The following is a 24653-nucleotide window of genomic DNA, read 5'->3' on the forward strand; positions in this document are numbered from 1 at the left end:
GGTTCGAGCGTTGCGGGGGTGGGGACGGGGAGCTGCTTCCAGATGAACGGCTTCATGTGCGCGTCACTGATCTTCTGGCGACTCACGAAGTCGAAGACCAGAGAAGACTGGGCGGCGACCATAGCTGCGATCAGCGGGGGAGCGACTCGAGGCAACATCAAGGAATAGGTGTTGCCGACCGCTGTGCGTGGCACGAAGGCCGGGATGGAGGTGCGCTCGTTGGTCGAGGCGGTCACGTCGCACCAGCCGCACAGCCAGTCTCGTTCCCAGTGCTCCTCGGCGAGTCGCAGCTCCACTCCCTTGACGTGAACCTCCTTGTTGTTGCGTCGCGTGGGGACCATGCCGTTTTGCTGAACCCAGTTGAGCGGTAGGGCGAGGCGCGCGGGATCCTCCAGCTCTTTCGCCGAAAGGTATTTCGGTTGGTTCTGTCGATTGACGGCAGTCAGGCTCTTGACGACATCGGCAGCGCGGTGATTGTAGAAGGTCACCATCTTCGCTTCGTACAGCGGCAACATCATTTCGCCGTGCTGCTCGAAGAGGTTCCCCCGAAGTGTCCACCCCTCGGCCTCAAGCTGCTCGCGGCTACGGAAGAGGTCGGAATCATCGGTCATGTCTATGAGGCGTTTGAACGTCATGCCCCACGGGTTGCCTCCTCGGTGTCCCTCGTTCCACAGCACCGGAACACGCCGGTATATCCCGGCTGCGATATCCGCGTCGCGCTTTGTGCGGAACACTGCGAGAGTGCCGGTGTTGGGGTTCATCCGCGCGAGGTCCTCAGGGTCCAGAGCGAAGATCCGGTTCGGGTCTTCCAGATCCGTGATGTCGGACAGGAAAAAGCCTACGCGGCTGGCGTCCGCGCGTGTGGCCCGGCCGGTGAGGGAGAACAAGCAGAACTTGTAACTGGAGTGAACGTTCTCGAACCACTTGCCTCCCTTCGGCAGGGCCGGACTCTTGGGGCGACGGTTCTCGAAGTCGTACAGCGAGACCAGAGCCCCCCGCCGCATGAAGGCCGAGAACAGGTGTTGCGAGCTCGCTCCGGTCGCGATAGCGGTAGGCAGAATTACGCCGAACCGCCCCTCCGGCGCCACCACGGTCGACATCTGCTCGGCGAACAGCGAGTCTGTCTGCAGCGAGTTGACACCCTTGACCGTGAGCCCTTTTGCGCACAAGGGAAACACCCAGGAGTCCCCCGCGAAGTGGAATGTCCCTTTCTTGGTGCGGCGCGCCTCCCGATAATGTTTTCCCTCAGCCGGATACTCTCGCTCCCACTCCGCGATACGCGTCCGCCGAGCCGTGCCCGAGATCGCCGCGATCTCCGGCTCCACGACGCTGAAGTACTCCTTATCCATGAAGTCGACCTTGTCCCACGGCGGATTTCCCACCACGCACGAGAATCCCCCCGCCCAGCCCGTACCCGGGTCGACGCCCCATTCAGCCCCCGCACCTGCGCCCTCCTCCGGCACCCGGAACACCTCCGGAAACTCCAAGTGCCAGTGGAAGAAGGCGTACTGCTCCCGCAACCGCACGACCTCGTCATGCGTCGACTGCGGCGCGGCATCCCCCTCAGGGTCCTCCAGCCCTCGGAACACCCGGTGAGTAACGGCCGGTGGCGCATCCTCCCGCTTCTCCCACACGAACGCGGCACACCACGCATCGGCAATGTGCAGTGCCTGCAGATACTCCGCCGAAGTCGACCACGCCTTGAACGCCTCCTCCTTGCGCCGCACCTGCGCCAGATTGCGCGAGGGCGCAGAGATGATACGGCGCAGGCCGGTGGCGAAACCGGTGTTGGAGACGTTCGGCTCGCGCTCCTCCACCTCGAACAGGAGGCCCTGCCCGGCCCGCTGCTGCTCGTTCTCGGCGGACAGCCTCTTCGCGTACGCCTCGTCGTCCCCCTCCGTCTTCTTGAACGCCCGGCTGGGAATGCCGTCCTTCATGAGAGCCGGCGTGGCCCCGATGAGGCCGTTGCCGTGCTTGACGTGTGCGTCGAGGAACCCGAGCGGGCGGCCCGGTTTCATGGCCTCCAGCCACAGGGACACCTTGGCCAGCTCCACGGCCATCGGGTTGAGGTCGACGCCGTACACGCAGCGCGAGACGACTTCGTGCACGGCATCACGGACCGCGTGGACCGTCGGCTCGGGGTTGCGCTCCCGCACAGAGGCGACCCGCTTGGCGATGCGCCGGGCGGCGGCGACAAGGAAGTGGCCGGAGCCGCAGGCCGGGTCGCAGACCGTCAGGGACAGCAGTTCCTCGACGATCCTCTCGGCGGGGTCGGAGGCGTCCTCGGCCCGCGCCCGCTCCTCGCCCCGCGCGACAGCGGCGTCGATCACCGGGTTCAGCGTCGAGTCGAGCAGCGTCTCCGTGAGCGCGGACGGGGTGTAGTAACTCCCCGTCTTCTTACGGTCGTTGCCAGCCCGGTCCACCAACTCGAACGTACGCTTCGCCGCGCTGTGCTTCGGCACCAGCTCCAGCAGTGCCTCGTACACCGACCCCAGCTCCTCGGCACCCATGTGCCGGTAGTCGGCGGAGCGCCAGCGGCCGGAGTTGGCGTCGCGGACGCGGGCGAGGTGCCGTACCGCTTCCAGGAAGTACCGGTTGGAGAGCCGGGCCGCGGACAGTGGCGCGTCCGCCTCCGTCGTGTTGAACAGGCCGCCGAGGCCCGGCAGGCCCAGCTCCGGCCGGCCCTGCTCATCGCTGAGCGCGGTAAGCACCAGCTGGACGGCCTCGTACTGGTCACTGTGGGCCGTGCCCTGCCTGCGCTGGGCCCGTTCGCGCAGCCTGGCCGTCGAGAAGTACCGGTGGTACCGGTCGCGGGCCTGTTCGTCGGCCTTCGGGTCCAGAAGGGCGTTACGGTCCTCGGCCACGAAGAGGAAGATCAGTCGGTAGATCAGGCGTAGCAGTGCCGACTGGAGTGCCGACGGGTCCAGCCCCTCGCGCAGGGCCGTGTTGTGGGGGTGGCGCAGGAAACCGGTGCCGAGTGCGGCCACGGCCTGCTGGACGCCGTCGCGGTAGTGCTCCAGGGCGCGCGTGCCCGACTCGATGGCCGCCGTGCGCCAGGCCTCCAGCCAGCACGCGGACGGCGCCGCATCCTCCGTCACCTCGAACCGCGACACATGCAGCACCCGGTACAGCAGCACGAACTCGCTGAACAGCTCGCCGTCGAAGATCGATTCGAGGTCGAACTCGACGTACGAGGCCGTGGCCAGGGCGCTGGAGTCGCGCAGCAGGCGGACCTGGCGGCCGTTGGTGAGGACGCCCCACAGGTGGGCCTCCGTGCGGTTCAGGCACTCCTGGAGCATCGACTGCGGCGGGACCGTGCCCACGCCGCCAGGGCGCTTGTCGAGGTTGGCGTTCCAGGCCGTCTGGTGGATCAGCGCGTGCCGCCAGCGGTGGGAGACCGGGAACTTCTTCTCCGCGTCCGAGTCGGCGGCGATGCCCGCCGCCCCGACCTGCGTCAGCGGACCGAAGCCCAGCTCTCGCCAGAGCGGGGCCAGCCAGTCGCTGCCGGCGCGGCCGGTCGGGTCGGCGGCCGGAGCGCCCGTCTCCCGGTCCTCGGGAAGGTGCTTGCGCAGCTCGCGCCAGAGCGGCTTCAGGTACTCCCAGCTTCGCTCGGCCTCGTCACGGACCGAACGGGACGACGGCAGGCCGTAGTCGGCCGGCTTCGAGCCGGGGACGTCCTTGCCCTCCGAGATCCGCACAAGCATGTCGGCGGGCAGCAGCCCTCCGACCGTGTGGACGGCGGTGAACACCTGGTTGCGGGTAACTGCGGACATCAGGCGGACACTCCAGGAGCAGCGGCCGGGGTGCCGGCGGGAACAAAGGGCAGGTACACGTACGCGCCGAGGATGTCGGCGGGCTTCTGCACGGTGACGGACAGGCCTCGGACGATCTCGCCGGACGCCTGGCGCACCCGGCGGTGCGAGGCGTCCAGCTCGGCGGCCAGCTGCTCGCCGTACGTCTCCAGATGGCCGTACACGTCCGGGAGTTGGGTGAGCAGGCGGGTCATCGTCCGTTCGGCGTAGTGGCGGTCCGTGCTCTCCGATGCCGTCGCGTCGAGGAGGTCCCGCGCCCGCTCCGGCGGCAGCCACTCCGCCTTCCTGGCCGAGCCCTCGAAGGCGATCAGCCGGGCGTCCTCCGCGACCAACTGCTTCTCGCCGCTACGCGAGGGAAGCGTGAGGTGGAAGCGGTAGCGGACCAGGAGCAGGGTGGTCATGGTGCCGACCGCGTCCGTCGTCACCACACCACAGCGGCGGGCCGGGCGGGTGCCGTCCGCCTGAGTGTCCAGGGCGGCGTTCAGGACGTGCGACGCGAGGGCGCCCACGACCGGGTCTGCCCGTACCAGAGCCGCCTCACCCCGCGCCACCGCCGGGTCCGCGCGGAACGGGATGGGGCGGTCCTTCTCGATCACCTCTGCGCCGACCGTGGGCGCGAGCGCGTCCCGCAGGCCGATGGGCGTGCCGCCGACCTGGGCCGTGAAGTCCTCACCCTCCCCGCGGAGCACGGCGCCGAGGGCGCCCAGTGACTCCCGTACGAACGTGTCGATCTCGCCCGCGCCGCCCAGCGCCTCACGGACCGCCGCGACCTCGCGCGCCACCTCCTGCGGACGCACCGAACGCTGCGCGAACCGCGACCGCGACGCCTTCTCGCGCTCCGCCGCTGAGTTCCAGTCGCTGTCCAGCTTCTCCGTGCTCACCTTGAACGCGTCCGCGCTGAACAGGGCGTCCTGGTCCTCGCGGCCGCGCATCAGCAGCCACTCGACGATCGCGTCCGTGACGCCCGTCGACAGTTCGTCGGGTACGGAGACGGAGATGCCGAGGTCCTTCTTGATCTGGCGGTGCTTCTTGATGAGGACTTCGAGGACCTTGCCGTCGATGCCGTTGTCGTCGCCGTAGAGCGTGATGACGCGGACCTGGTCCTTGCGCTGGCCGTAGCGGTCGACGCGGCCCTCGCGCTGGTCGTGGCGGGTCGGGTTCCAGGCCAGGTCGTAGTGGACGACGGCGTCGAAGTGGTGCTGGAGGTTGACGCCCTCGGAGAGGCAGTCGGTGGCGATGAGGACGCGGCGGGCGGCGGCGTCCTCGCCGGCCTCCTCGGCGAGCTTCTCGATGCGCTCCAGGCGCTGCTGCGGGGAGAGCGTGCCGGTGACCGCCTTGACGACGGTCTTGGCGCCGAGCGGGCCGCGCCTGCCGGACTCCTTGTCGTTCTCCAGCTGGGCGGCGAGGTACTCGGCCGTCGGGATGTAGCGGCAGAACACGATCGGGTTGTGGCCGTCCGCGAGGAGCGCCTTGAGGTGCTTGATCAGCGCCTTGAGTTTGAGGTCCTTGGCCGGGCCTTCCAGCTCCTCCGCGATGTCGGCAAGCTCCCCCAAGTAAGAACGCGGGTCCTCGGTCGTCTCCGCGCCCGGTGCGACGTCCATGCCCTCCATTGCGTCGCTGTCGGCGGCGTCGCTGTTGAGCGGGGCGCCGAGCTTGTCGGCCTCCTCAGCCGAGGCGGCGATCGCCGCCGCCGAACGCGTCCGCAGGGTTTGTGCTGCGGCGCGCGGGGACGACACCAGGGAGCGGAGCAGCGCGATCGCCGACCACCAGGCGATGCGCGCCTCCCGCTTGCCCTGGCTGCCCGCCTGCTCGACTCGCTCACTCGCGTACGCGATCGCGTCGTCGAGCAGGGCCCGGTACTCCGGTGACAGCTTGTACGTCTCGTCCTTGAAGTAGCGGTCCGAGGGGAACGCCGTCCGCTCCGCGAGGGAGTCGTCGGTGAGACCGTCCTCTTTGGTGAGGTACTGGCGTACGTCCGCCCGCTTGCGCGCCACGAAGTGCTGGGCCAGGAGCTTCCTGCCGGCCTCCGAGTCGAGGCTCACGTCGGCCAGTTCGGGCTTGACCAGGCCCAGCAGGTTGCGGAACGCGGACTCCTTGCCGCTGTGCGGGGTCGCCGTCACCAGCAGCAGGTGCCGGTTCTCGTCCGCCGAGACGCGGCGCAGCAGCTCGTAGCGGAGCTGGTTCTGTGAAGCCGTGGAGGTGTCGTCGGCGACCACGCAGGTGTGCGCCTCGTCGACGATCACCAGGTCGGGGCAGTGACGGACGAAGTCGTCGCGGTGGCGCGGGGACTTGATGAAGTCCGTCGAGACGATCACGTGCGGGTACTTGTCGAAGAGGGACTGGCCCAGGTCCAGGCCCCGTTCGAGGCGCGAGACCGTCGAGGACAGGACCAGCTCCGCGTCGATGCCGAACTTCGTGCGCAGCTCCTGCTGCCACTGCTCGGCGAGCGCGGGGGAGCAGAGCACGGCAAGGCCCGTCGCCTCGCCCTGCGCGAGGAGTTCGCTCGCGACCAGGCCCGCCTCGATGGTCTTGCCGATGCCGACGTCGTCGGAGATCAGCATCCGGACCGTCTTCTGGCGCAGCGCCATCAAGAGCGGGACGAGCTGGTACGCGCGCGGCTCCACCGCGATCCCGGCCAGCGAGCGGAACGGTCCCGCGCCGGAGCGGAAGCCGACGCGCAGGGCGGTGCGCAGCAGGCCGGCCGCCCGCTGGTCGCCGAGGTCGCTCGGCTCCGGCGGCGCGAACTTCGCCTCGTCGACCGTCTCGAACGCCGGGAACACGGCGGCGATGTCGTCGTCCGAGCCGCCCAGCGGGCGCAGGACGAGCAGGTCGGGCTTGCTCTCGGGGAGCACCACCCATTCGCGGCCGCGGGCCTTCACCAAGGAACCGGCCGAGTACGTGAGTGCCATGTCTGTCTTCAAGTCCTCGTGGTGGGCGATCAGTTGGCGGCCGGAGAGCCGAAGTAGCGGGTGTTGGCGGCGGCGACGGCGTCCCAGTCGGCGTCGTGTGCGAAGCGGATGACGTCCCAGCGGGCGTTGAACAGGCGGTCCTCGGCGTCCTCGTCCCGGAAGGTGTCCTGCTCCTTGTCCGGGAGATCCACGAAGACCGCCACGTTCACACCGGGCAGGCGGTACACGTAGTCGGGGGTCGCCATCGCCTCGGTGAGGAAGGAGCCCGGTTCGTCCGGCAGCCGCAGGCCGCGCGCCTTTGCCCAGCCCAGGAAGTCACCCTGAGCCGCCAGCTCGGCCGCCGACGCCGTCTCTACCGACGCCTCGACTGCTGCTTCGACCGGCGTCGGGTCGGCGGCGGGAGAGGACTGGTCGAGCAGCCGGCGGTACTGCTCGGAACGCGACTCTCCGCGCGACTCCCGCCGGGCCGTCGCCGTCGCGAGCCGCACCAGCAGGTCCCGCACCGAGTGCCGGTTGATGAGGGCGTGGTTGAGCTGGTTGCCGTACGTCAGGAGGCACTCGTAGCAGCCGAGCGCGCACGGCCGGTCCGGGTGCGGGCCGCCCTGGTCGGTGCCGTCCGCGTCGAAGTGGCAGATGTCCAGGGCGCGTACGGCCGCCTTCGCCAGGGCGTCCTCCTCCGCCTGGAGGCGGCGCAGCACACCCGCGCCGCCCTCGGCGGCCTCCGTGAACAGGATGCGATTGCGCGGTCCGTCGTCCGGCGGCAGCAGCTCGCTGGACAGCTCGGCGTCCTCCAGTTCGAACGCGGCCTCGATGCCCCGCTCCAGGGCGTACATCAAGGAGAGCGCCACCGGTTCCGGCAGCGGCTCGTCCAGGGTGACGACGAGGATGTTGCGGCGGTCCTCCACGTACGGGATGACCCGCTTCTTGCGGCGCCGCTCGTTGCCGTCCGCGTCGATCACGGGCAGCTCGCTGGAGTCGCCGGACGCCTCGGACGCGTCTTTGTCGTTCATCCAGCGGCCGTCCGCGAGGTCCAGCCAGTACCCGGCCGGCTCGTCGCTCTTGGCGCGCACCCGGCCGGTGTTGGTGATCCGGACGGTCGCCGAGTCGCCGTACGCCACGTCGGCGAGCGGCGCGCCCGAGGCGTCGGTGATCGCCGCGTTCAGACGGCCCTTGCGGGTGCCGTGGTCCTGGAAGCGGTACGACGTCTCCAGCTTGAAGCCGGCGCGCCGCCGCTCCTCCTCGTCGGAGGAGATCCGCTCACGGCGCGTCGTGTACACGGTGTGCAGGTGCAGCAGGCCGTACGTCGCCGCGCCCAGCGGCTCGTGGCACATGGCGCAGCGGTCCTCCAGCTGCTCCGGATCGTGGTGGTAGCCGCAACTCGCGCAGCGGCGGGCCTCGCTGGTCGCCAGCTCGCCCGAGGAGTCCGGGGGCAGCTGGATGCGGGTCACCTGGTAGCGGGCGCCCTCGTGGTAGATCAGCGCACCCGGGCCGAATTCGCGGATCGCCAGGAAGCGCGGCCGCTGGAGGTAGTCGCCGTCCCCGCGGCGGCGGCCGACGGTCGGGATGTACGCGGCGAGCGGGAGCCGCGGGAAGCTGTAGCCGGGCAGGAAGCCCTCGGACGCGAGATAGCGGTACGGGTTGAAGTCGGAGAGGACCGACTTGCTGTCGGCGCTCTCGTTCATCAGCAGGTTGAGCTGCGTCTCGGCCTCGCGGCGGCGGGCGTTGGCGCGGATGCGGTCGCCCTCGGTGAGGCTGTAGTCGAGGCGGCGCCTGTTCTGGATGTACTGGTCGTCGAGCGCGGAGCGGAACAGCTGCCGCCAGCGGTCGAAGGCCCGGTCGAAGCGGGTCGCCACCGTCCGTACCCGGTCCTGGATCCAGTCGTCGTGCCACCACGTGGTGTCGGCGAAGTCGGGCAGGAGCGGGCCGAGGACGCGCAGGGCCGCGTCGACGGTACGGCGCCGGGCGCTGTCGTCAAGGGAGGCTGCCAGGATGTCGGGCAGCAGCTCTAGGGCGGGGTTCGGACGGTCACCCGTGTCCGGGTACGACACGTCGAGCACCTCAGGGACGGCACGGCCCAGCTTCAGGCCGGCCTCCGCGATCCAGATGCCCTGGAGGTGGGAGAGCACCAGGTCCTCGTTGGCGAGATCCAGCCGCGGCGGGGCGACGGCGCCCGCGACCATGCGCTCCGAGCGGCGGAAGTAGTACTGGTCGTGGCTGTTGCCCGTCGCGCAGTAGGTGGTCACGAGGGCGGGCTGGCCGCTGCGGCCCGCGCGGCCCGAGCGCTGCGCGTAGTTCGCGGGCGTGGGCGGCACATTGCGCATCATCACCGCGTTGAGCTGGGAGATGTCGACGCCCAGTTCCATCGTCGGGGAGCAGTACAGCAGCTTCAACTCCGCCTTGCGGAAGGCCTCTTCGCGCTGCTCCCGCTCCTCGGGCGAGACCTGCGCGGTGTGCTCGCGCGCGAACAGGCCGGACAGGGTGCCCGCCGCGTCCTTGTACAGGTCGCGGAAGAAGGTGTTGACGCGCGGGCCGTCGCCGCTCTGGTAGGTGCGGGTCAGCGGGTCGTGCGTGCCCCGCTCGCCTCTGCCCGCACGCCATACGAGCGACTGGGCGGCCACGCGGTAGCCGGTCGCGGCCGGGGCGGAGGATTTGCGGTAACGGCCCGCACGCGGCGGGGCCTCCGTCACCTCCTTGACCAGGCCCGCCTTGGCCAGAACCTTCAGCAACTCCTCGATGACCAGCTGGAGATCGGCCGGATCGAGCGTCTTGAACGCCGTGTCCGCGCGCCGCAGGTACTTGCCGAACTTGCCGCGTGCCGAGAGGAACAGAGCCGAGCGGTCCATGCCTCGGCCGGACGGGTGCGGGTAGGCCGTGCCGACCTTCGGCTTGTCGGCTGCGGACAGTACCCACGGATCGATCAGCCGCTCCTCGCTCGCCCGCTGGAGCGAGTCGAAGTCGTCACGGAAGTACGAGACGTCGATGGCGAGGGACCGGCGCATCTCGTTGAGCAGCGCCTTCATGACCTCGGCCCGCAGCGCCGGGTCGGCGTCGCGCAGCGCCTCGTGCGTGCCCGCCCACCGGTCCTGCTTGGCCGCCACCCATTCCAGGTCCTCGTAGCCGATCTCCAGCAGGCCGGTCTGCTCCAGGTTCGGCATCGTGATGCGCCAGCCGCGCTCCAGATCCAGGTAGAGCCGGAACGCGATCACGTCACGGAGGGTCTTGGCGGCGTTGCGTGCCAGGGAGGGCGGCAGATCGCTCTCCCCGGTGTAGTCGGCCGGCTCGATGGCGAGCGCGTTCGTCACCGACGCAGCCAGTTCCTCGTGGTGGACGCCGTCCTCGCCCGCGTCCAGAGCAGCCCGGTACAGGGCTCCGCGCAGCTGCGTGATCTGCACGAAGTCGTTGAAGTGACCCGCCTGGAGGGACGCGTCCTGCCGGTTGTCCACGAACGTGAGGAGCTTGCGCGCCTCCTTGTCCAGGGTCTCCTCCGGCACCGACTTCAGCGAGCGCACCACGGACGCGGAGATCAGCGAGGTCGCGGAGGACCGGCCCTCCTGGTCGAGCGTCGCCAGCTTCGCGAAGTCCCGGCCGCGCGTCTGCTCGTACGCGACCCCGCAGTGCAGACAGAAGAGGAAGGGGGAGGGGACGAACGCGGTCTGGAGTTCGCCGTTCCCTTCGCGGCCGCGCGGGTCGACGGTGACGGCGCGCGGCACCCGGTCGCGGTACGACTTCTTCACGACCTCCTGGCCCTTGTCGTCCAACTCCAGCCAGGACTCGGGCAGCCGACGGTCGTCCACGGCGTACTGGACGTTGGACGGCCATGCCCGCTCGTGGTCCACGTACAGATAGCCGTCGCCCTGCCGCCCGCCCGTCGCGGAGGTGTCCCGGCGCGCCTCGTACCGGACCTCGCCGTCCTTCTCGGTCCGCCACACCGTCAGGTACTCCTGGCCGCACTCGCGGCAGAACGCCAGCGGCATCAGCAACTTGCCGTCACTACCCGGCTGTTCGAGCTGGTAAGAGCGGGTGAGGTGGCGCGAGAGCTTGTCCTCCAGGGTGACGTACACGGTGTCGCCCTTGGAGAGGAACTGGTGCAGCCGGAATGCGAACAGCGGCCGCTCGGTCACCGGGTGGCGCGCCTGGGAACCGGCCTCCAGGGTGGCGCGGATGGCGGCGACGCACTGATCCTCGGCGACTCCGGACTGCTCGTGCAGCTCCTTCGCCGCGACCTCGATCTTCGTGGGCTGCTGCCGGATCAGGCGTCCGGTCGCTTCGTCGGTGGCCAGGCCGAAGCGGGTCTCGATCCAGCGGGCCAGCGGGTCGCGCACGAGATCGTCGTACGCGCGCGGAGCGGCGGGGGAGCTCAGACGCTCGGCGAGAACGACGTCGGGTGTGTCGTGGGTGGCGCGGACCAGGGTTTCGCCGATGACGTGCTCCGGGCGCACCGGTGTACCGAACAGGGTGCTCGCCACTCCCGCGACGACCCTCTTCTGGTCGTCGAGCGTGCCCTCCGTCGACATGGTGGCTGACGTGCCGATGCACTGCAGGTCCTGCGCCTGGCACGCCTCGCGGACGCGGCGGATCAGCAGCGCCACGTCGGCGCCCTGCCGGCCGCGGTAGGTGTGCAGCTCGTCGAAGACCAGGAACTCCAGGCCCCGCGCCATCTTGATGAGGCTCGCCCGGTCGGCCGGGCGGGTCAGCATCAGTTCCAGCATCACGTAGTTGGTGAGCAGGATGTCCGGCGGGTTGTCGCGGATCTCCTTGCGCTTCTCATCGTCCTCCTGGCCCGTGTAACGGGCGAAGGTGACCGGCTCGCGGCCGGCGCCGTAGCCGTCGCGCAGGTACTTCTCCAGCTCCTTGAGCTGGCTGTTGGCGAGCGCGTTCATCGGGTAGACGATGATCGCCCGTACTCGCTTGGGAGCCTTCGGTCCCTCGGCGTCCCGCTGGTGGAGCACCTTGTTCACGATGGGGACGATGTACGCGAGCGACTTGCCGGACCCGGTGCCCGTCGTCAGGACGTACGACGCGCCCGACGCGGCGGCGTCGATGGCCTCGCGCTGGTGCTGATGGAGCGTCAGTGGACGGCCGTCGGGGACCGTTCCGCCCTCGGTCTTCTTGGCCTGGAAGATACGGGCGCACTCGTCGTGCAGGACCTTCTGCCCGGCGAGCTCGACCACCGTGCCGCCGCCCTGGAAGAACGGGTTCAGGGACAGCCACGGGTCGGGCCACTGTGACTTGCTGTTGAGGTCGTCCTCGACGAAGGCCGCGATGCGGTCGTCACGGATGACGGTGCCGCCCTCGGTGAAGGAGCGGTAATCCCTGATGAGCGTGCGGTGGACGCCGAAGACGTCCATGCCCGCGCCTGAGGCGGCGACCGATGCCGGCTCCGGCTTCGGGGCGGGGGTCTGCCGTGCGGGGGCGTGGGCCGCGGGGTCGCGCAGCGGGCGAGTCGGGTCCAGGGCTCCCCAGTGCGGTAGCCGTGGGGTGTCCACGTCCAGCCTGGCCGGCGGAAGCAGCGCGTCGCGTACGGCCACGGCGTCCGCGGGCCGGGCCGCCGGGTCCTTGGCGAGCAACCGGTCGACGAGCCGGGCCAGGTCCGCGGGGATCTCGCTGCGGATGAGGGTGATGGGCGTCGGCTCTTCGCGCGTGTGCTTGGCGGCCAGCTCGAAGGGCGACTCACTGGTGAACGGCGGTACGCCCACAAGCATCTCGTAGATCACACATCCGAGGGCGTACAGATCGGCGGCCTGCGTGACCTGCTTGGCCTCGAACTGCTCCGGAGCCATGTAGCGGGCGGTGCCCACGCTGACGCCGGTGCTGGTCAGCCGGGTGTCATCGGGGTCGTCGACGATGCGACCCATGCCGAAGTCGAGGACCTTTACGGTGCCACCCTGGGTGAGCATGACGTTGGCGGGCTTGAGGTCGCGGTGGACGACGTCGGCGGCGTGCGCGGCGGCGAGACCGGACGCGATCTGGGCGCCGATGGCGGCGGCCCAGGTGACGGGCAGCTGCCGTTCCTCCGCGATGAGATCGCGCAGCGTCTCACCGTGCAGGAACTCCATCGCCAGGTAGGGCAGGCCCTCCTGCTCCCCGGCCACCCCGCCGGCGACGATGCGCGTGAGGTTGGGGTCGTCGAGGCGACGCATGATGCGCACCTCGCGGGCGAAGCGTTCGGTGGCCTTGGGATCGGCTCCGGTGTCGATCCGGGTTCCCGTGCGGCGACGCAGGATGGTCTTGACGGCGACCGTGCGCTCGGGGGTGCCCTCGGCTGCCTGAAGATCCTCGGCCCGGTGAACCTCACCCATGTTGCCCTTGCCGATGACATGCCCGATGCGGAACCTGCCGTCCAGCAGCTCCTGGCCCACTGCCGCTCCCCTCGTCCTCCGCCGTCCCGTTTCCCGGTCCCGTGCCGAGGCGGGAAACGGAACGTGCCCCCTACATTCGTCGCGCACCGCTCATCGTGACAGAGAGGAGCGCAGTGTCCGCAACCGTACACGAAGTGAAGGCATTGCGGAATGCTGTGAATCTGTTGACATCGTCAACGTGCCACCCTACGGTGAATCTCGTCATCGGGGAGGGGGTGGGTGGTGTGGGACACCAGTCGGTCGGAGGGCCTGAGGCGCCAACCGGTGTGCCGGGGCGGGGCTCGGGCCGTGTCGCCGCAAGCGGGGCGCAGGGGAACCTGGCGAGCGGCGGAGTCGGACTCAAGGCTGCTCTGGCCGGAATGCTGACGCGCCTGCGCCGCGCGGCGGTGGACGGCGCGGTGCCGGAATCCGTGTTCGTGGAGCATGTCCGCGCGCTGGGGCTGGGGGACGTCGAGCGGGAGCGGCTTCGTGAGGAGCTGGCCGGGCTGGGGCTGCCCGTCCTGAGGGCGGTGGCGCATGCAGACGGTGACGGTTCGAATGCGGAAAAGGTTGCACGGATTCGTGAAGAAATTGTGTCTACCCCCGTCTTCTCCTCCGATGACGTGGTGCGGACTCTGTTGGAGCGTTATGCCGACGCCGAGGGATATGTGGCGTCGCGCGCCCTGGACGGTGTGGCCCGGCTGGCCGGACTCGGGGCGCGGGATGCGGCGGCGCTGCGGGCGGGGGCGCGGATTCGAGGCGAGGTCCTCGCGACCGCCGAGGCGGTGGCCGCGACGGGGGAGGACGAGAGACAAGCGGCCGTGAGCGAGCAGGATCGGGGTCCAGTCGGGCCTGCCGTCCCGGTCGTCGAAGCAGCCGCCCCCGTGGCCGGTGACGATCTCACGGATCTCACCGATCAGACTGACGCCGAGGCACCCCAAATGGAGGACGGCCCGGAGGGCGAGCCCTTTCCTCCTTCGGACACGGAGCCCGGAGGCGACCTCGGCGACCTCACGGCCGCGGTGGCCGCCGCGCTGGCCGTCCTGGAGAACGACCGCTTTCGACGGCGGCCGGACATGAGTCTGTTGAGCGCCGAGGCGGAGGTCGGACTCGCCGTGCTGATACGGGGAGGACCCGACCGTCTGGCCGAGGAACCGGACGACGAGGCTCTGAGGGGCCTGCCGCACGAGGACCTCCGGATCCGCGCCCGGGACTGTCTCGTCCTGCACAACCAGCGACTTGTGCACAAGATGGCCCCCCGGTATCTGGAACAGGGGCTGGACTACGACGACTTGTTTCAGCACGGCGTGCTGGGCCTGATGCGGGCGGCGCGCAAGTTCGACCCCTCCAAGGGCTTCAAGTTCTCGACGTACGCGACCTGGTGGATCCGCCAGTCGATCAGCCGGGCCATCGCGGACGAGGGCGCCGTCATCCGCATCCCGGTCCATATGCACGAACAGGTGCGCAAGGTGGCGCTTGCGGAGCGCACCCTCGCGATCCAGGGTCGGCCTGCCGGCGTCGCCGACGTGGCCGTGTACTGCGACATGACCATGCAGAAGGTCGAGGAAGCCCGGAAGCTGAGCCGGCGCACCGACTCTCTCGACCGTGTCATCGGGGACGGGGTCACGCTCGGCGACTTCATCGGGCAGGCGAACCCGCTGCCACCCGTGGACAAGGCCGTACTCGACGCGATGCTGCTGGAGCAGGTCACGCACGTGGTCGACACGTTCTCCGGACGCGAGGCCCGCATCCTCGTCCGGCGTCTCGGCCTGGACGGCGACGAGACCCTGACCCTGGACGAGCTGGGGCGGGAGTTCGGGGTGACGCGGGAGCGCATCAGGCAGATCGAAGTCAAGATCCTTCCCGTCTTCAGGCAGCGGCTTCGGGAGGCCGGTCTCACCGCCGCGTACGGGCACGACGGCGGGTCGGCCCCTGAGGCCGGCGAGCCCGTCAAGAGGCAGGCTTCGGACCGTGGCGCTGGCCGGGCAGGGACACACAGGAAGCACTCCGAGGAGAAGCGGACGCCTGACGCGCTGAGCCCGGACATGCCGCGGGACGCTTCGCGGGACGTGCCGTCGCGGTCGGCCGGAACGGTGGAGACATCGGTCGCCGAAGCCGCCGAAGCCGCCGGATGGCTGGGGGCGGAGACGGCCGTGGCCGGGCCCGCTGACCGCACCACAACCGACAGCATGCTGTCGGCGGTCCTCATGGCTGAACAGGAGGAGCCGCAGGTGCAGGTGGAAGGACCTTCCGAGGAACGCCCGGACGCCCCCCAGCCGCCAGCGGATCAGGGGGTGGGGGCTGTCGCAGCAGACGCGATCGAGTCCGGAAACGAACTGGTTCCGCGACCGCGCGTGGCAGCGCCGGAGCCACTCCCGCGACATTCGCCCTCGGCGCCGGCCTCCACCGAGGCGAGCGGGCTGCCCGCGACCGAGCCTGCCGCACCCGCGCGGTACACGGCGGACTGGCGGCAGGCGCTGCGGATGCCGACGGAGTTCGGCGGGGGAGTGGCCTGGCTCGCCGAATACGCCCTGCTCGCCGTGGGGCATGTGCAGCTCACCGTGCTGCTCGGTGCGTCCCCCGCCGACGCCGTCGTGCGTGCCGTGCGGGAACGTGGCGTGCTCGACCGGCCCGTGGTCAAGGCCTTGGAGGTGCTGCGCCTCGTCTTCGACACCGTGAAGGAGGCCGGGCTGACACCCGAGGACTTCCTCGAGCGTGGGTCTGCGGAACTCAGCGGAGCGTCGCCTCGAAACTATCTGGCTGAACGGCCGCTGGTGCACGGTGAGCCGCGCCTAGCGGTGCGCGCGGCCCTCCGGGAGTTCGTCACCGAGCTGTCCTCTCGGGCCGTTCCGGAGGCGGTGCCCGTCGGCGCCGCACCGGGCGGGCTGATGGCCCAGCCGCACGCAGACCCCGACCGCGGCCCGGCGAGCGGAGGCGAAGCGCATGGGGAGGACCCGGCGCCTTCGCCTGACCATCTCGACGCGGATGCGCTCAGCGTGCCGCGGGAGCTAACGGACGCTCGTGTCGGAGTGCCGCAGCCGACTCCGGTTGCCCCGGCTGCCGAGGGCGGTCAGATGCCCACGCGGGCAGACACAGTGCGCCAACTCGTCCAGCTTCAGACGAGGGCGGACCGGCAGCTTGCCCAGGCGCTCGCGGAAGCCGAGGAACAGCGGGCCCGGCTCCGTGCCGAAGCAGATCGGCACCTCGCAGACGCACGCCGTGAGCATGAGGCAGAGCTGACGCGCGCACAGGACGAACACCGTCGGCGACTGGCCGAGGAGCGGTCGGCCGGCGACGCCAGACTGGCGGCCGCCCAAGCCGACTCGGAACGTCGGCTCGACGCCCTGGAGGAGGAACTGCTGCGCCGCACGGACAGGGCTCTGCTCCGCAAGGAGCAACACCTGCGCGCACAGGCGGAGGAGCGGATCGCGCGCCTCGAGGGCCGGCATCGCGACGCTCGACTGAGCCTGGTCGAACGCGCCGAACACGCCGAGCAGAGGGAGCGCGCGGCTCGGACAGCCCTGGCGGCGGCCGGTGAGCGCGCAGCCCGGTCCGAGCAGCGGGCCAAGGACGCCGACCACGTCGCCCGTACGGCCGAGCAGCGCGCGCACGATGCCGAACACAGGGCGAACACGGCCGAGGAACGGGCAGCGGTGCTGTACCAGCGGGCGAACGAAGCCCAGCGGCGGGCGGAGGCGACCGGCCAGCGGCTGCGGCGCTACACGGAGGAAGGGGAGACCCGCGTCGCGGGCCTGGAGCAACGGCTGAGGCAGGCCGAGGCCCTGCTCGCCGAACGCGACGCGGCTCTGCGGGCCGCCCAGCAGCAGGCATCAGCGCAGGCGGCGGCAGCCGAACAGCGGGCCACCGCGCGCATCGCGCAGACCGAGCAAGAGGCCTGGGACCGCATCAACGAGCTGCAGCGGCAGCTCGCCGCCGAAGGTGAAGCCGCCGCTGACCGCTCCACACTCAGAAACCGCTGGCGCCGGTCCTGACACCGGACTCCCGGCCCAGCGCATCCCGCGGTCCCGTGCCCGCATCTCGCGCCGGGCACCGGGTCTCCCCACGCCCAGCACAGCGCACCCCACCACGCACCCCACCCAGCCCCACTCGTACCGCTTCAGGAGCTCGGCCATGGACCCCAGACAGGAACTCGTCTCCTCCCTGCACCGCCGGCTCGTCGGACCGGCCTTCGGAGAACGCGAGCTGCTCGAAGCGCCGCCCGACCGCGAGTACCTCATGGGCACCCTGTATCCACAGGAGGCCGATCTGCAAAGGCAGTTGGACCTCGCCGCCGAAGAGCTGGAGGGCGCCGGCACGGAGGGCGGCGCCGAGGACACGGCCCCGGCGGCGGACCCGGTGCCCGAGGCCAACGCCTGGCTGCCGTCCTCGCTCGGCCTCAGCTTCTACACCGACGCCACGATCATTGACGTCCGCTGCGCCGGAGCCCGCTACAAGACCCTCGCTGCCACCAGGGAGCGGGGCCGCCGCTGGGAACGTGTCCCCCTGCCCGAGGAGACCCACGCGCTCGGACCCGACCGCACCCAGGCCACCGTGCTCGACGGACGCGCCGAGATCCGTGTCCGCAGGCGTGCCTTCGGCTCAGGGCAGCTCGTCACCGTGGCCCTCGTCAACACCGCCCACCACGAGCCGGCGCTCGGCAAGGCCGCGCAATGGGACCGGATGCTCTTCCAGGTCGAACTGGAGGCGAAGCCCGCGGACGGCGATGTCCTGCCCTACCCCAGCGTCCGGCTCGCCAGCCGTGACCTGGAGGAACAGGAACTGCGTCTCCAGTACCGGCACGTCCGCACACATGCAGTGGGCCACGGCTGCGCGGTCGAGGAACGGTACAGCGAGAGCAGCGGCCATGGCGACAGTGGCGAGCTGAGCGTCGTGGCTCTCAATGCCGCCGTCATGCCCGAGGCCGAGGTCAGCGGTGTCCGGGCGGCCGGCTTCACGGGTTTTCCCGTCCTGAACGTGCTCCACCTCGCCGATCCGGCGGTACCGCTCGCCCAACTCCACGAGGAGTTGGCGGAGTTCGCCGCAAACTACCGAGCCTGGTACGTGGGACAGATGAACACCGAGGTCCCCGTGTGGGGCCGTGACGCCGCCGACCGCGTCCTGTCCCGTATCGGCGCTGCCGTCACCCGGATCGAGTCCGGCGTCCGTACCCTCTGCGACCCGGCGCGCCCTGAACTGCTGCATGCCTTCCGGACCGCGAACCGAGCGATGGCCCTCCAGATGCGCCACTCCGCCCGGGACCAGGCGGGCGAGCGCCGCGCCCGCCGCGACCCGGTGCTCCCCGAACCGGAGCCGAGCCCGGATGCCGTGTGGCGGCCCTTCCAACTCGCGTTCTTCCTGCTCTCCCTGGAGGGCGTGGCCGACCCACGGCACCCCGACCGGGAGACCACCGACCTGATCTGGTTTCCGACCGGCGGCGGCAAGACGGAGGCGTACCTGCTGCTGGCCGCCTTCGCCATGGTGCTTCGTCGGCGTGAGGCGGACGGCGGGGGCACAGCGGTGCTGAGCCGCTACACCTTGAGCCTGCTCACCACCCAGCAGTTCCAGCGCGCTGCCACCACTATCTGCGCACTGGAGTCGCTGCGCCGCGCCGACCCTGTTTCGTATGGGGACGAGCCCTTTTCGATCGGCTTGTGGGTGGGCGAGGCCACCTCCCCGAACTCGTACGAGAAGGCGCGCGCCGTCTTCGACGATGTGCGGGGAGCCGCCCGGCCCGACGACGTCTTCATCCTCGACCGCTGCCCCTGGTGCGGCACACGCATCATGCCCGCCCACAAGTCGCCCGACATCGGGGACTACGGAGTGCGCGCCACCGCCGACTCCTTCGCGTTCTTCTGCCCGCGCGACGAGTGCGCCTTCCATGACGAGCTGCCCGTCGCCGTCGTCGACGAACAGTTGTATGACCGGCCGCCCACCTTCGTTCTCGGCACGGTGGACAAGTTCGCCCGGCTCGCCTGGGAGCCGCGCTCGGGACAACTGTTCGGCGCGGACACCGGGAACCGCCCGCCGTGCCTCGTCATCCAGGACGAGCTGCACCTGCTCACCGGCCCGCTCGGCACCACCGTCGGCCTGTACGAGGCGGCCGTGCTCGGGCTGTGCACTGACTGTGAAGGCATCGGACCCAAGGTCGTGGCGTCCACAGCGACCATCCGCCGCTCCGGCGAGCAGATCCGCGCCCTCTACGGCAGCGGAGCCCAGCTCTTCCCTCCCGCCGGGCTCGACGCCCGCCACTCCTACTTCGCCGAACCCGACACGTCCCGGCCCGGCCGCCGCTACCTCGGCGTCATGGCCCAGGGACACACGGCGGGCCGCGCCGCGGTCGCCACCGCCGCTGCGATGCTCCAGGGCGCCTACGAACTTCCCGAGGAGCATCGGGACGCCTACTGGACGCTGGTCGCCTACCACCACAGCCTGCGTGAACTCGGCCGTACGGTCACGGCTGCGGCCGACGACATCCCCGCACAGCTCACGTCATTGGACTCGGGTTCGGGAATCCGGAAACTGCTGGACCATCAGGTGCAGGAGCTCACCAGCAACCTGCCGCGTGCCGAACAGCCCGTGCTCCTCGACCGGTTGGAAAAGCCGTGGGACGACCCGCAGTCGGTGTCCTTCCTGCCCTGTACCAACATGCTGTCCGTGGGTATCGACGTGAAGCGGCTCGCGCTGATGCTCATGCAGGGACAGCCCAAGACGACAGCCGAATACATCCAGGCCACCAGCCGAGTGGGCCGGCACACCGTGCCCGGTCTCGTCGTCACCTTCTTCAACGCCACCCGCCCCAGGGACCGTTCGCACTATGAGACCTTCGACGTCTACCACCGCTCTCTGTACCGGCACGTCGAACCGACCAGCGTGACACCCTGGTCTGTACCCTCACGCCGGCGTGCCCTGCACGCGGCGCTCGTCATCCTCGTACGCCACCGCCTCGGCCTCGCCGCCGAGAACCGGGCCGGGCATATCCTCGACCGGCTGCCCGAAGCCGAAGCCCTCGTCGGCGAGCTGGCGGCGCGGGCCGCCGCCGGTGAGCCGTATGCAGCCGATGCCGTGCGCAGGGAACTCACCGAGCTACTGGCTGACTGGGAGGAAGCCGCGCGCGAGGCCCGCAAGGACGGCCGCGAGCTGTACTACCGCAGTCAGGGCAAGGGGCAGTCCAACCTGATCAAAAGCTTCGAGCAACGTTACGGCCTCTGGGAGACACCGAACTCCATGCGCAACGTCGACCGGGAGTGCCAGGTGACGGTGAAAGGAGCCGACCTGTGAACCGCACACTCCGCGTACGCCAGTCGCAGACCGTACTGCCCTTCGGAGTCGGGGCAGTCTTCGACATCCAGGGTGAGTCGTTCGTCGCCACGGGCATCGGCGACTGGCCGCAGAAGGGCAGACAGCGTGTGGAGTCGCCCCGGCTCGCGGGCCGGCTCGGCGTCACCGGCTTCTACGCCGCGCCGCCCACGGCCAACGACCGCTTCGACATCCCCGACGCCCCCGGAGCCCCATACATCCGCTTCCCCTCCTGGCTTTTCTGCGGGGCCTGCCGCCGTATGAAGCGGTGGCGCATCGCCGACGAGAAGCCGGGACAACCGCCCCGCTGTCCGTCCTGCTCACCCGGCCGGACCCTCGCTCCCATGCGGTTCGTCCAGATGTGTGCGGCCGGGCACCTCGGCGACGTCGACTGGTGGTTCTGGGCGCACTCGCGGCAAGAGGCCGGCGAACGGCGTCAGTGCGGCGAACGAGAGAAGCTCCGCTTCCTGGTGTCCGAGCGCGCTTCCGGACTCGAAGCGCTCTCCGTCATCTGCACGGCCAAGGGGTGCGGGGCCTCCCGCGACCTGCTCGACATCCTCGGCACCCAGGGCATGCGCTGCTCGGGACGCAACCCCTGGCAGCGGATCAACGAAGCCGCCGAGTGCGCGATGCCTGTACAGATCGTGCAGCGTACGGCGGGCAACCTGTACTACCCGGTCGTGCACTCGGCGCTCGACATCCCCGAGTCGGACACCGCTGCGTCGCACGGAGACGAAGAAGTTGCCGCACGCGTCCGTGAGCACGACCTGTGGGTGTCGCTCTGCCGGGTCGCCCACACCCCGCGCGCCGAAGTCTTCCGCACGATGATCCAGGAGGACACCGGCGCCGACGACCGACTCCTCGAAGCCATGGTCGCGGAGGAGACCGGGCAGCCCTTGCCTTCCGCATCGTCCGATCCAGCGGCGGCTCCGGTCCGCCCCGACCTCAGCCGCGAGGAATGGACCGCCTTCATCGCGCCCGCCATGCCCGCCACCCGCGACTTCGCACTACGCGAGACCACCCTCGGACTCGGGCAGGAGACCGCCGAACCCTGGGCGGGTCTGCACCGCCGCATCGGACGGGTCGTCCTCGTCGACCGGCTGCGCGAGGTACGCGCCCTGTCCGGCTTCAGCAGGGTCTCCCCGGACGCGACCCTCGTCCCCGCCGACACCTCCCGGCGCCTCAAATGGCTCCCCGCCGTCGAGGTCTTCGGCGAGGGCATCCTCCTGACCCTCGACAAGAACGAGCTCACCGCATGGGAAGCGGACACAGACGTGCGGCGGCGGGTCGCCGGCATGCGCGCGGACCTCGACCGGTCCTTCCAGAAGGATCGGCTCCAAGCCCTTACCGGCGAGGAGCTCTCTCCGCGCTTCGTCCTCCTGCACACCCTTGCCCACCTGCTGATCCGCCAGCTCTCCTTCGAATCGGGCTACACGACGGCCAGTCTGCGTGAACGCGTCTACGCACGCCCCGAACAGGACCAGTACGGCATCCTCGTCTACACCGCCGCGGGAGACGCCGAAGGCACGCTCGGCGGGCTCGTACAGCAGGGCGAGCCGCCGCGCCTCGCAGAGACCCTGCTACGGATGACCGAAGCCGCCGCCTGGTGCTCCGCGGACCCGCTCTGCGCAGAACACACCGGTCAGGGTTTCGGCAACCTCAACCGCGCGGGATGCCACGCCTGCGCCCTGCTGCCCGAGACGAGCTGCGAGACCGGCAACACCCTCCTCGACCGGGCTCTCGTCATCGGCGGCGAACACGTGCCCGGCTACCTGGAATCTATCGTCACGGCCGCCCGGAGCGCCGCAGCGGACGCCCTGGAGGAGAGATGACCCTCACCTACCTCGACCTCGTACCGGAACAGCGCGCCTGCCTCGAAAACCTCCCTTTCGACGGCAATCACCTGATCAGCGGGCCGCCCGGCAGCGGCAAAAGCCTCCTTGCGGCTCAGCGGGCCATCATGCTCGCCCTCACCGGAACCCCGGCGGTGTTGCTGACGCGGTCCAATCTGCTCCGTCAGTCACTGGCCGTTTCCGTACACGCGCTCGGCCCGGCGGACCACAGTGTGCGCGTGGCGACCGTGCACGCGTGGCTCACCGAGTGGTACGGCGGACCGCCCCCACGCGATGCCGACGGCTGGTTCGACTGGCCCGCTCTCTACGCGTGCGCCGCGGAGACGGGGCCGGTGCTCGGACTCACCCTGGTCGTCGACGAGGGCCAGGACCTGCCACCGGAGTTCTACCGTCTCTGTCGGCTGCTCGGAGCGCGCACAACGGTGTTCGCGGACGAGTGTCAGCGGCTGACCGACACCAACTCCACACTCACCGAGATCGCCGAGCGGCTGGGCCGGTGCACACGTCTCGAACTTGACGGCAACCATCGCAACACCCGCCAGATCGCGTCCTTCGCCGCCCACTTCCACACGGGCATCGGTCTGCCCGTCCTCCCCGAACACGAAGGGCCGCCCCCACGACTGCACCGTCTTCCGCCCCACGGCGCTGCCGACCTGCTGATCCTGCTGGCGCAGAGACACCCGCAGCACAGCATCGGCGTGATCGTGAACTCCACCCACACGCAGTTCTCCCTGCTCGGCAGTCTGGAGCGCAGAGCACCGAGGCTGAAACCACAGATGTACACCTCCCGAGCCCGTGCGGGCCAAGGGCGCTATCGCACGCTGGATCTCGGCCGCCCGGGAATCGTGCTCGTCCACCGGGCGAGTGCCAAAGGGCTGGGCTTCGACACTGTCGTCATCCCCGACACGCACACGGACGCGGCGGTCGATCCCACCTCGGCCGCCCTGCGCATGACGTACTACGTCCTGGCGACCCGAGCCCGGCGTGAACTCCACCTGGCGTACGAGGGCGAAGCGGAGCCGCCTCTGTGCGCACAGGTGGGACCCGGTGACCTGCTGCGCGGATGACCATGCGGTTTCCGCCCCACGGACGGCTGGCACTGCGCTCTCCTCTCCGCTGGGCGGCAGACGTCTGCTTGATCGCACTGTCGTTTCACCCCATGTCAAAGGCCGTTCAGGGCTGTCGCCCGTCCCTGAGGTTCCGGGACGACACACTGGGGTGGCAGCGCACGGTGAGTGATGCCCCGTGGGTGTCCGCTGAGTCACCCTCCTCGCCGAACGCCCAGCGTGCGACGGGCTGCCCGTCGTGTGCCTCCGTGCGAGTGGTCGAATAGGTGACCTCGGCATCACAACAGGCGCGGCGCGCAGTCACGGCTGGCTAGCGGCACATCGCACTCCGGGCTGATGACCCATCAGGGAAATCGGCAACGGATCAGTGTGAGCCCTGAGACACCTGGCGACACCTGACCGAACATGCGAAACGATGTAACCTCCGAAGAACGCCCTTGACCTGCAGAAGCAGGCAGGGAGCAGACAATCCGGGAGTTTCTCCATGCTGCGCACCATGTTCAAGTCCAAGATCCACCGCGCCACCGTCACTCAGGCCGACCTGCACTACGTGGGATCGGTGACCATCGACGCCGACCTGTTGGACGCCGCCGATCTGTTGCCCGGCGAGCTCGTGCACATCGTCGACATCGACAACGGGGCGCGGCTGGAGACCTACGTCATCGAAGGTGAGCGCGGGTCGGGGGTCGTGGGCATCAACGGCGCCGCCGCCCACCTCGTGCACCCCGGCGACCTGGTGATCATCATCAGTTACGCTCAGGTGACCGACGCCGAGGCGCGGGCGCTGAAGCCCCGGGTCGTGCACGTGGACCGCGACAACCGGATCGTGGCCCTGGGGGCCGACCCTTCCGCGCCGGTGCCGGGCTCCGACCAGGAGCGCAGTCCGCACGCGGTGTCGGTCTGACCGACGCAGCCCGCGTACCCTCCGCACCCATCGCACCGGGAGTGCCCATGAGCGACATCGAGATCCGCGACGACCGGGCGGCGGGCCGCCTCGAGGCCGTGGGTGACGGCGGCGAAGTCGTGGGCCGCATCGAGTACTTCGTGCTGGAGGCGCCCGCGCCCGCGCTGGTCCCGGTGCACACGATCGTCGAGCCGGCGCACGAGGGGAAGGGCATCGCGGGGGCGCTGGCGCGCGAGCTGTACGTCCTCTCCGCGCGCGAGGGTGTGCCGGTGGCGCCGCTGTGCCCCTACGTCGTCAAGTGGGCCGAGCGCCACCCCGACGAGGCGCCGTCGGCGGACCCGGCGCTGCTGAGCGCCGCCAAGGACTGGCTGCGGGCGCACCCGGGCCGTTTCTGATCACTGACGTGTCCTGGGCGGGTCCGCGTCCGAGGCCGGCGGGCGGGGCCGGGCGGGCCGTACGGGTGAGTGTGCGGGG

The 24653-nt window shown here is 70.1% G+C and carries 9 protein-coding genes; 6 read left to right on the forward strand and 3 right to left on the reverse strand.

Translation table 11 applies throughout. From position 1 onward, the window contains the following. The 3 genes from KMS84_RS28945 to KMS84_RS28955 form a co-directional block, all read right to left on the reverse strand. The coding region (locus KMS84_RS28945) for an Eco57I restriction-modification methylase domain-containing protein (RefSeq protein ID WP_256919421.1) at positions 1 to 3773 on the reverse strand (3773 nt) is incomplete at its 3' end. Further along, positions 3773 to 6721, reverse strand: a complete 2949-nt coding sequence (locus tag KMS84_RS28950; RefSeq protein WP_256919422.1) for a DEAD/DEAH box helicase — start codon at positions 6719 to 6721, stop codon at positions 3773 to 3775. The genes KMS84_RS28950 and KMS84_RS28945, both read right to left, overlap by 1 nt. Positions 6722 to 6750: 29 nt before the next feature. Next, positions 6751 to 13080, reverse strand: coding sequence for a protein kinase domain-containing protein (locus tag KMS84_RS28955; RefSeq protein WP_256919423.1), 6330 nt, complete (start codon positions 13078 to 13080; stop codon positions 6751 to 6753). 359 nt (positions 13081 to 13439) lie between these two features. Here KMS84_RS28955 and KMS84_RS28960 point away from each other — a divergent pair, with 359 nt between their 5' ends. The 6 genes from KMS84_RS28960 (at position 13440) to KMS84_RS28985 (ending at position 24574) form a co-directional block, all read left to right on the forward strand. Continuing rightward, positions 13440 to 17051 (forward strand): sigma-70 family RNA polymerase sigma factor, encoded by a 3612-nt coding sequence (locus KMS84_RS28960; RefSeq protein WP_256919424.1) that lies wholly within the window; start codon positions 13440 to 13442, stop codon positions 17049 to 17051. Between the two features lie 139 nt (positions 17052 to 17190). Next, positions 17191 to 20337: a helicase-related protein gene (locus tag KMS84_RS28965; protein ID WP_256919425.1), complete on the forward strand. Its 3147-nt coding sequence runs from the start codon at positions 17191 to 17193 to the stop codon at positions 20335 to 20337. Continuing rightward, positions 20334 to 22187, forward strand: coding sequence for a DrmB family protein (gene drmB, locus KMS84_RS28970; protein WP_256919426.1), 1854 nt, complete (start codon positions 20334 to 20336; stop codon positions 22185 to 22187). Before KMS84_RS28965 ends, drmB begins: the two co-directional genes overlap by 4 nt. Then, complete coding sequence (locus KMS84_RS28975; protein ID WP_256919427.1) at positions 22184 to 23275, forward strand: DEAD/DEAH box helicase; 1092 nt, start codon at positions 22184 to 22186, stop codon at positions 23273 to 23275. The genes drmB and KMS84_RS28975 overlap by 4 nt, the downstream gene beginning before the upstream one ends. 484 nt (positions 23276 to 23759) lie before the next feature. Next, entirely contained in the window at positions 23760 to 24179 is a 420-nt protein-coding gene (gene panD, locus KMS84_RS28980; protein WP_256919428.1) for an aspartate 1-decarboxylase, read from the forward strand. Between the two features lie 47 nt (positions 24180 to 24226). After that, complete coding sequence (locus KMS84_RS28985; RefSeq protein ID WP_256919429.1) at positions 24227 to 24574, forward strand: GNAT family N-acetyltransferase; 348 nt, start codon at positions 24227 to 24229, stop codon at positions 24572 to 24574. Positions 24575 to 24653 lie beyond the last annotated feature (79 nt).

It is taken from the genome of Streptomyces hilarionis (genome assembly GCF_024539675.1).
Classification (GTDB): domain Bacteria; phylum Actinomycetota; class Actinomycetes; order Streptomycetales; family Streptomycetaceae; genus Streptomyces; species Streptomyces hilarionis.

Coding starts and splice junctions, on each gene's coding strand:
- KMS84_RS28950 (WP_256919422.1), bottom strand. CDS start 6,721: ATGGCACTCACGTACTCGGCCGGTTCCTTGGTGAAGGCCCGCGGCCGC.
- KMS84_RS28960 (WP_256919424.1), top strand. CDS start 13,440: ATGCTGACGCGCCTGCGCCGCGCGGCGGTGGACGGCGCGGTGCCGGAA.
- KMS84_RS28965 (WP_256919425.1), top strand. CDS start 17,191: ATGGACCCCAGACAGGAACTCGTCTCCTCCCTGCACCGCCGGCTCGTC.
- KMS84_RS28975 (WP_256919427.1), top strand. CDS start 22,184: ATGACCCTCACCTACCTCGACCTCGTACCGGAACAGCGCGCCTGCCTC.
- panD (WP_256919428.1), top strand. CDS start 23,760: ATGCTGCGCACCATGTTCAAGTCCAAGATCCACCGCGCCACCGTCACT.
- KMS84_RS28985 (WP_256919429.1), top strand. CDS start 24,227: ATGAGCGACATCGAGATCCGCGACGACCGGGCGGCGGGCCGCCTCGAG.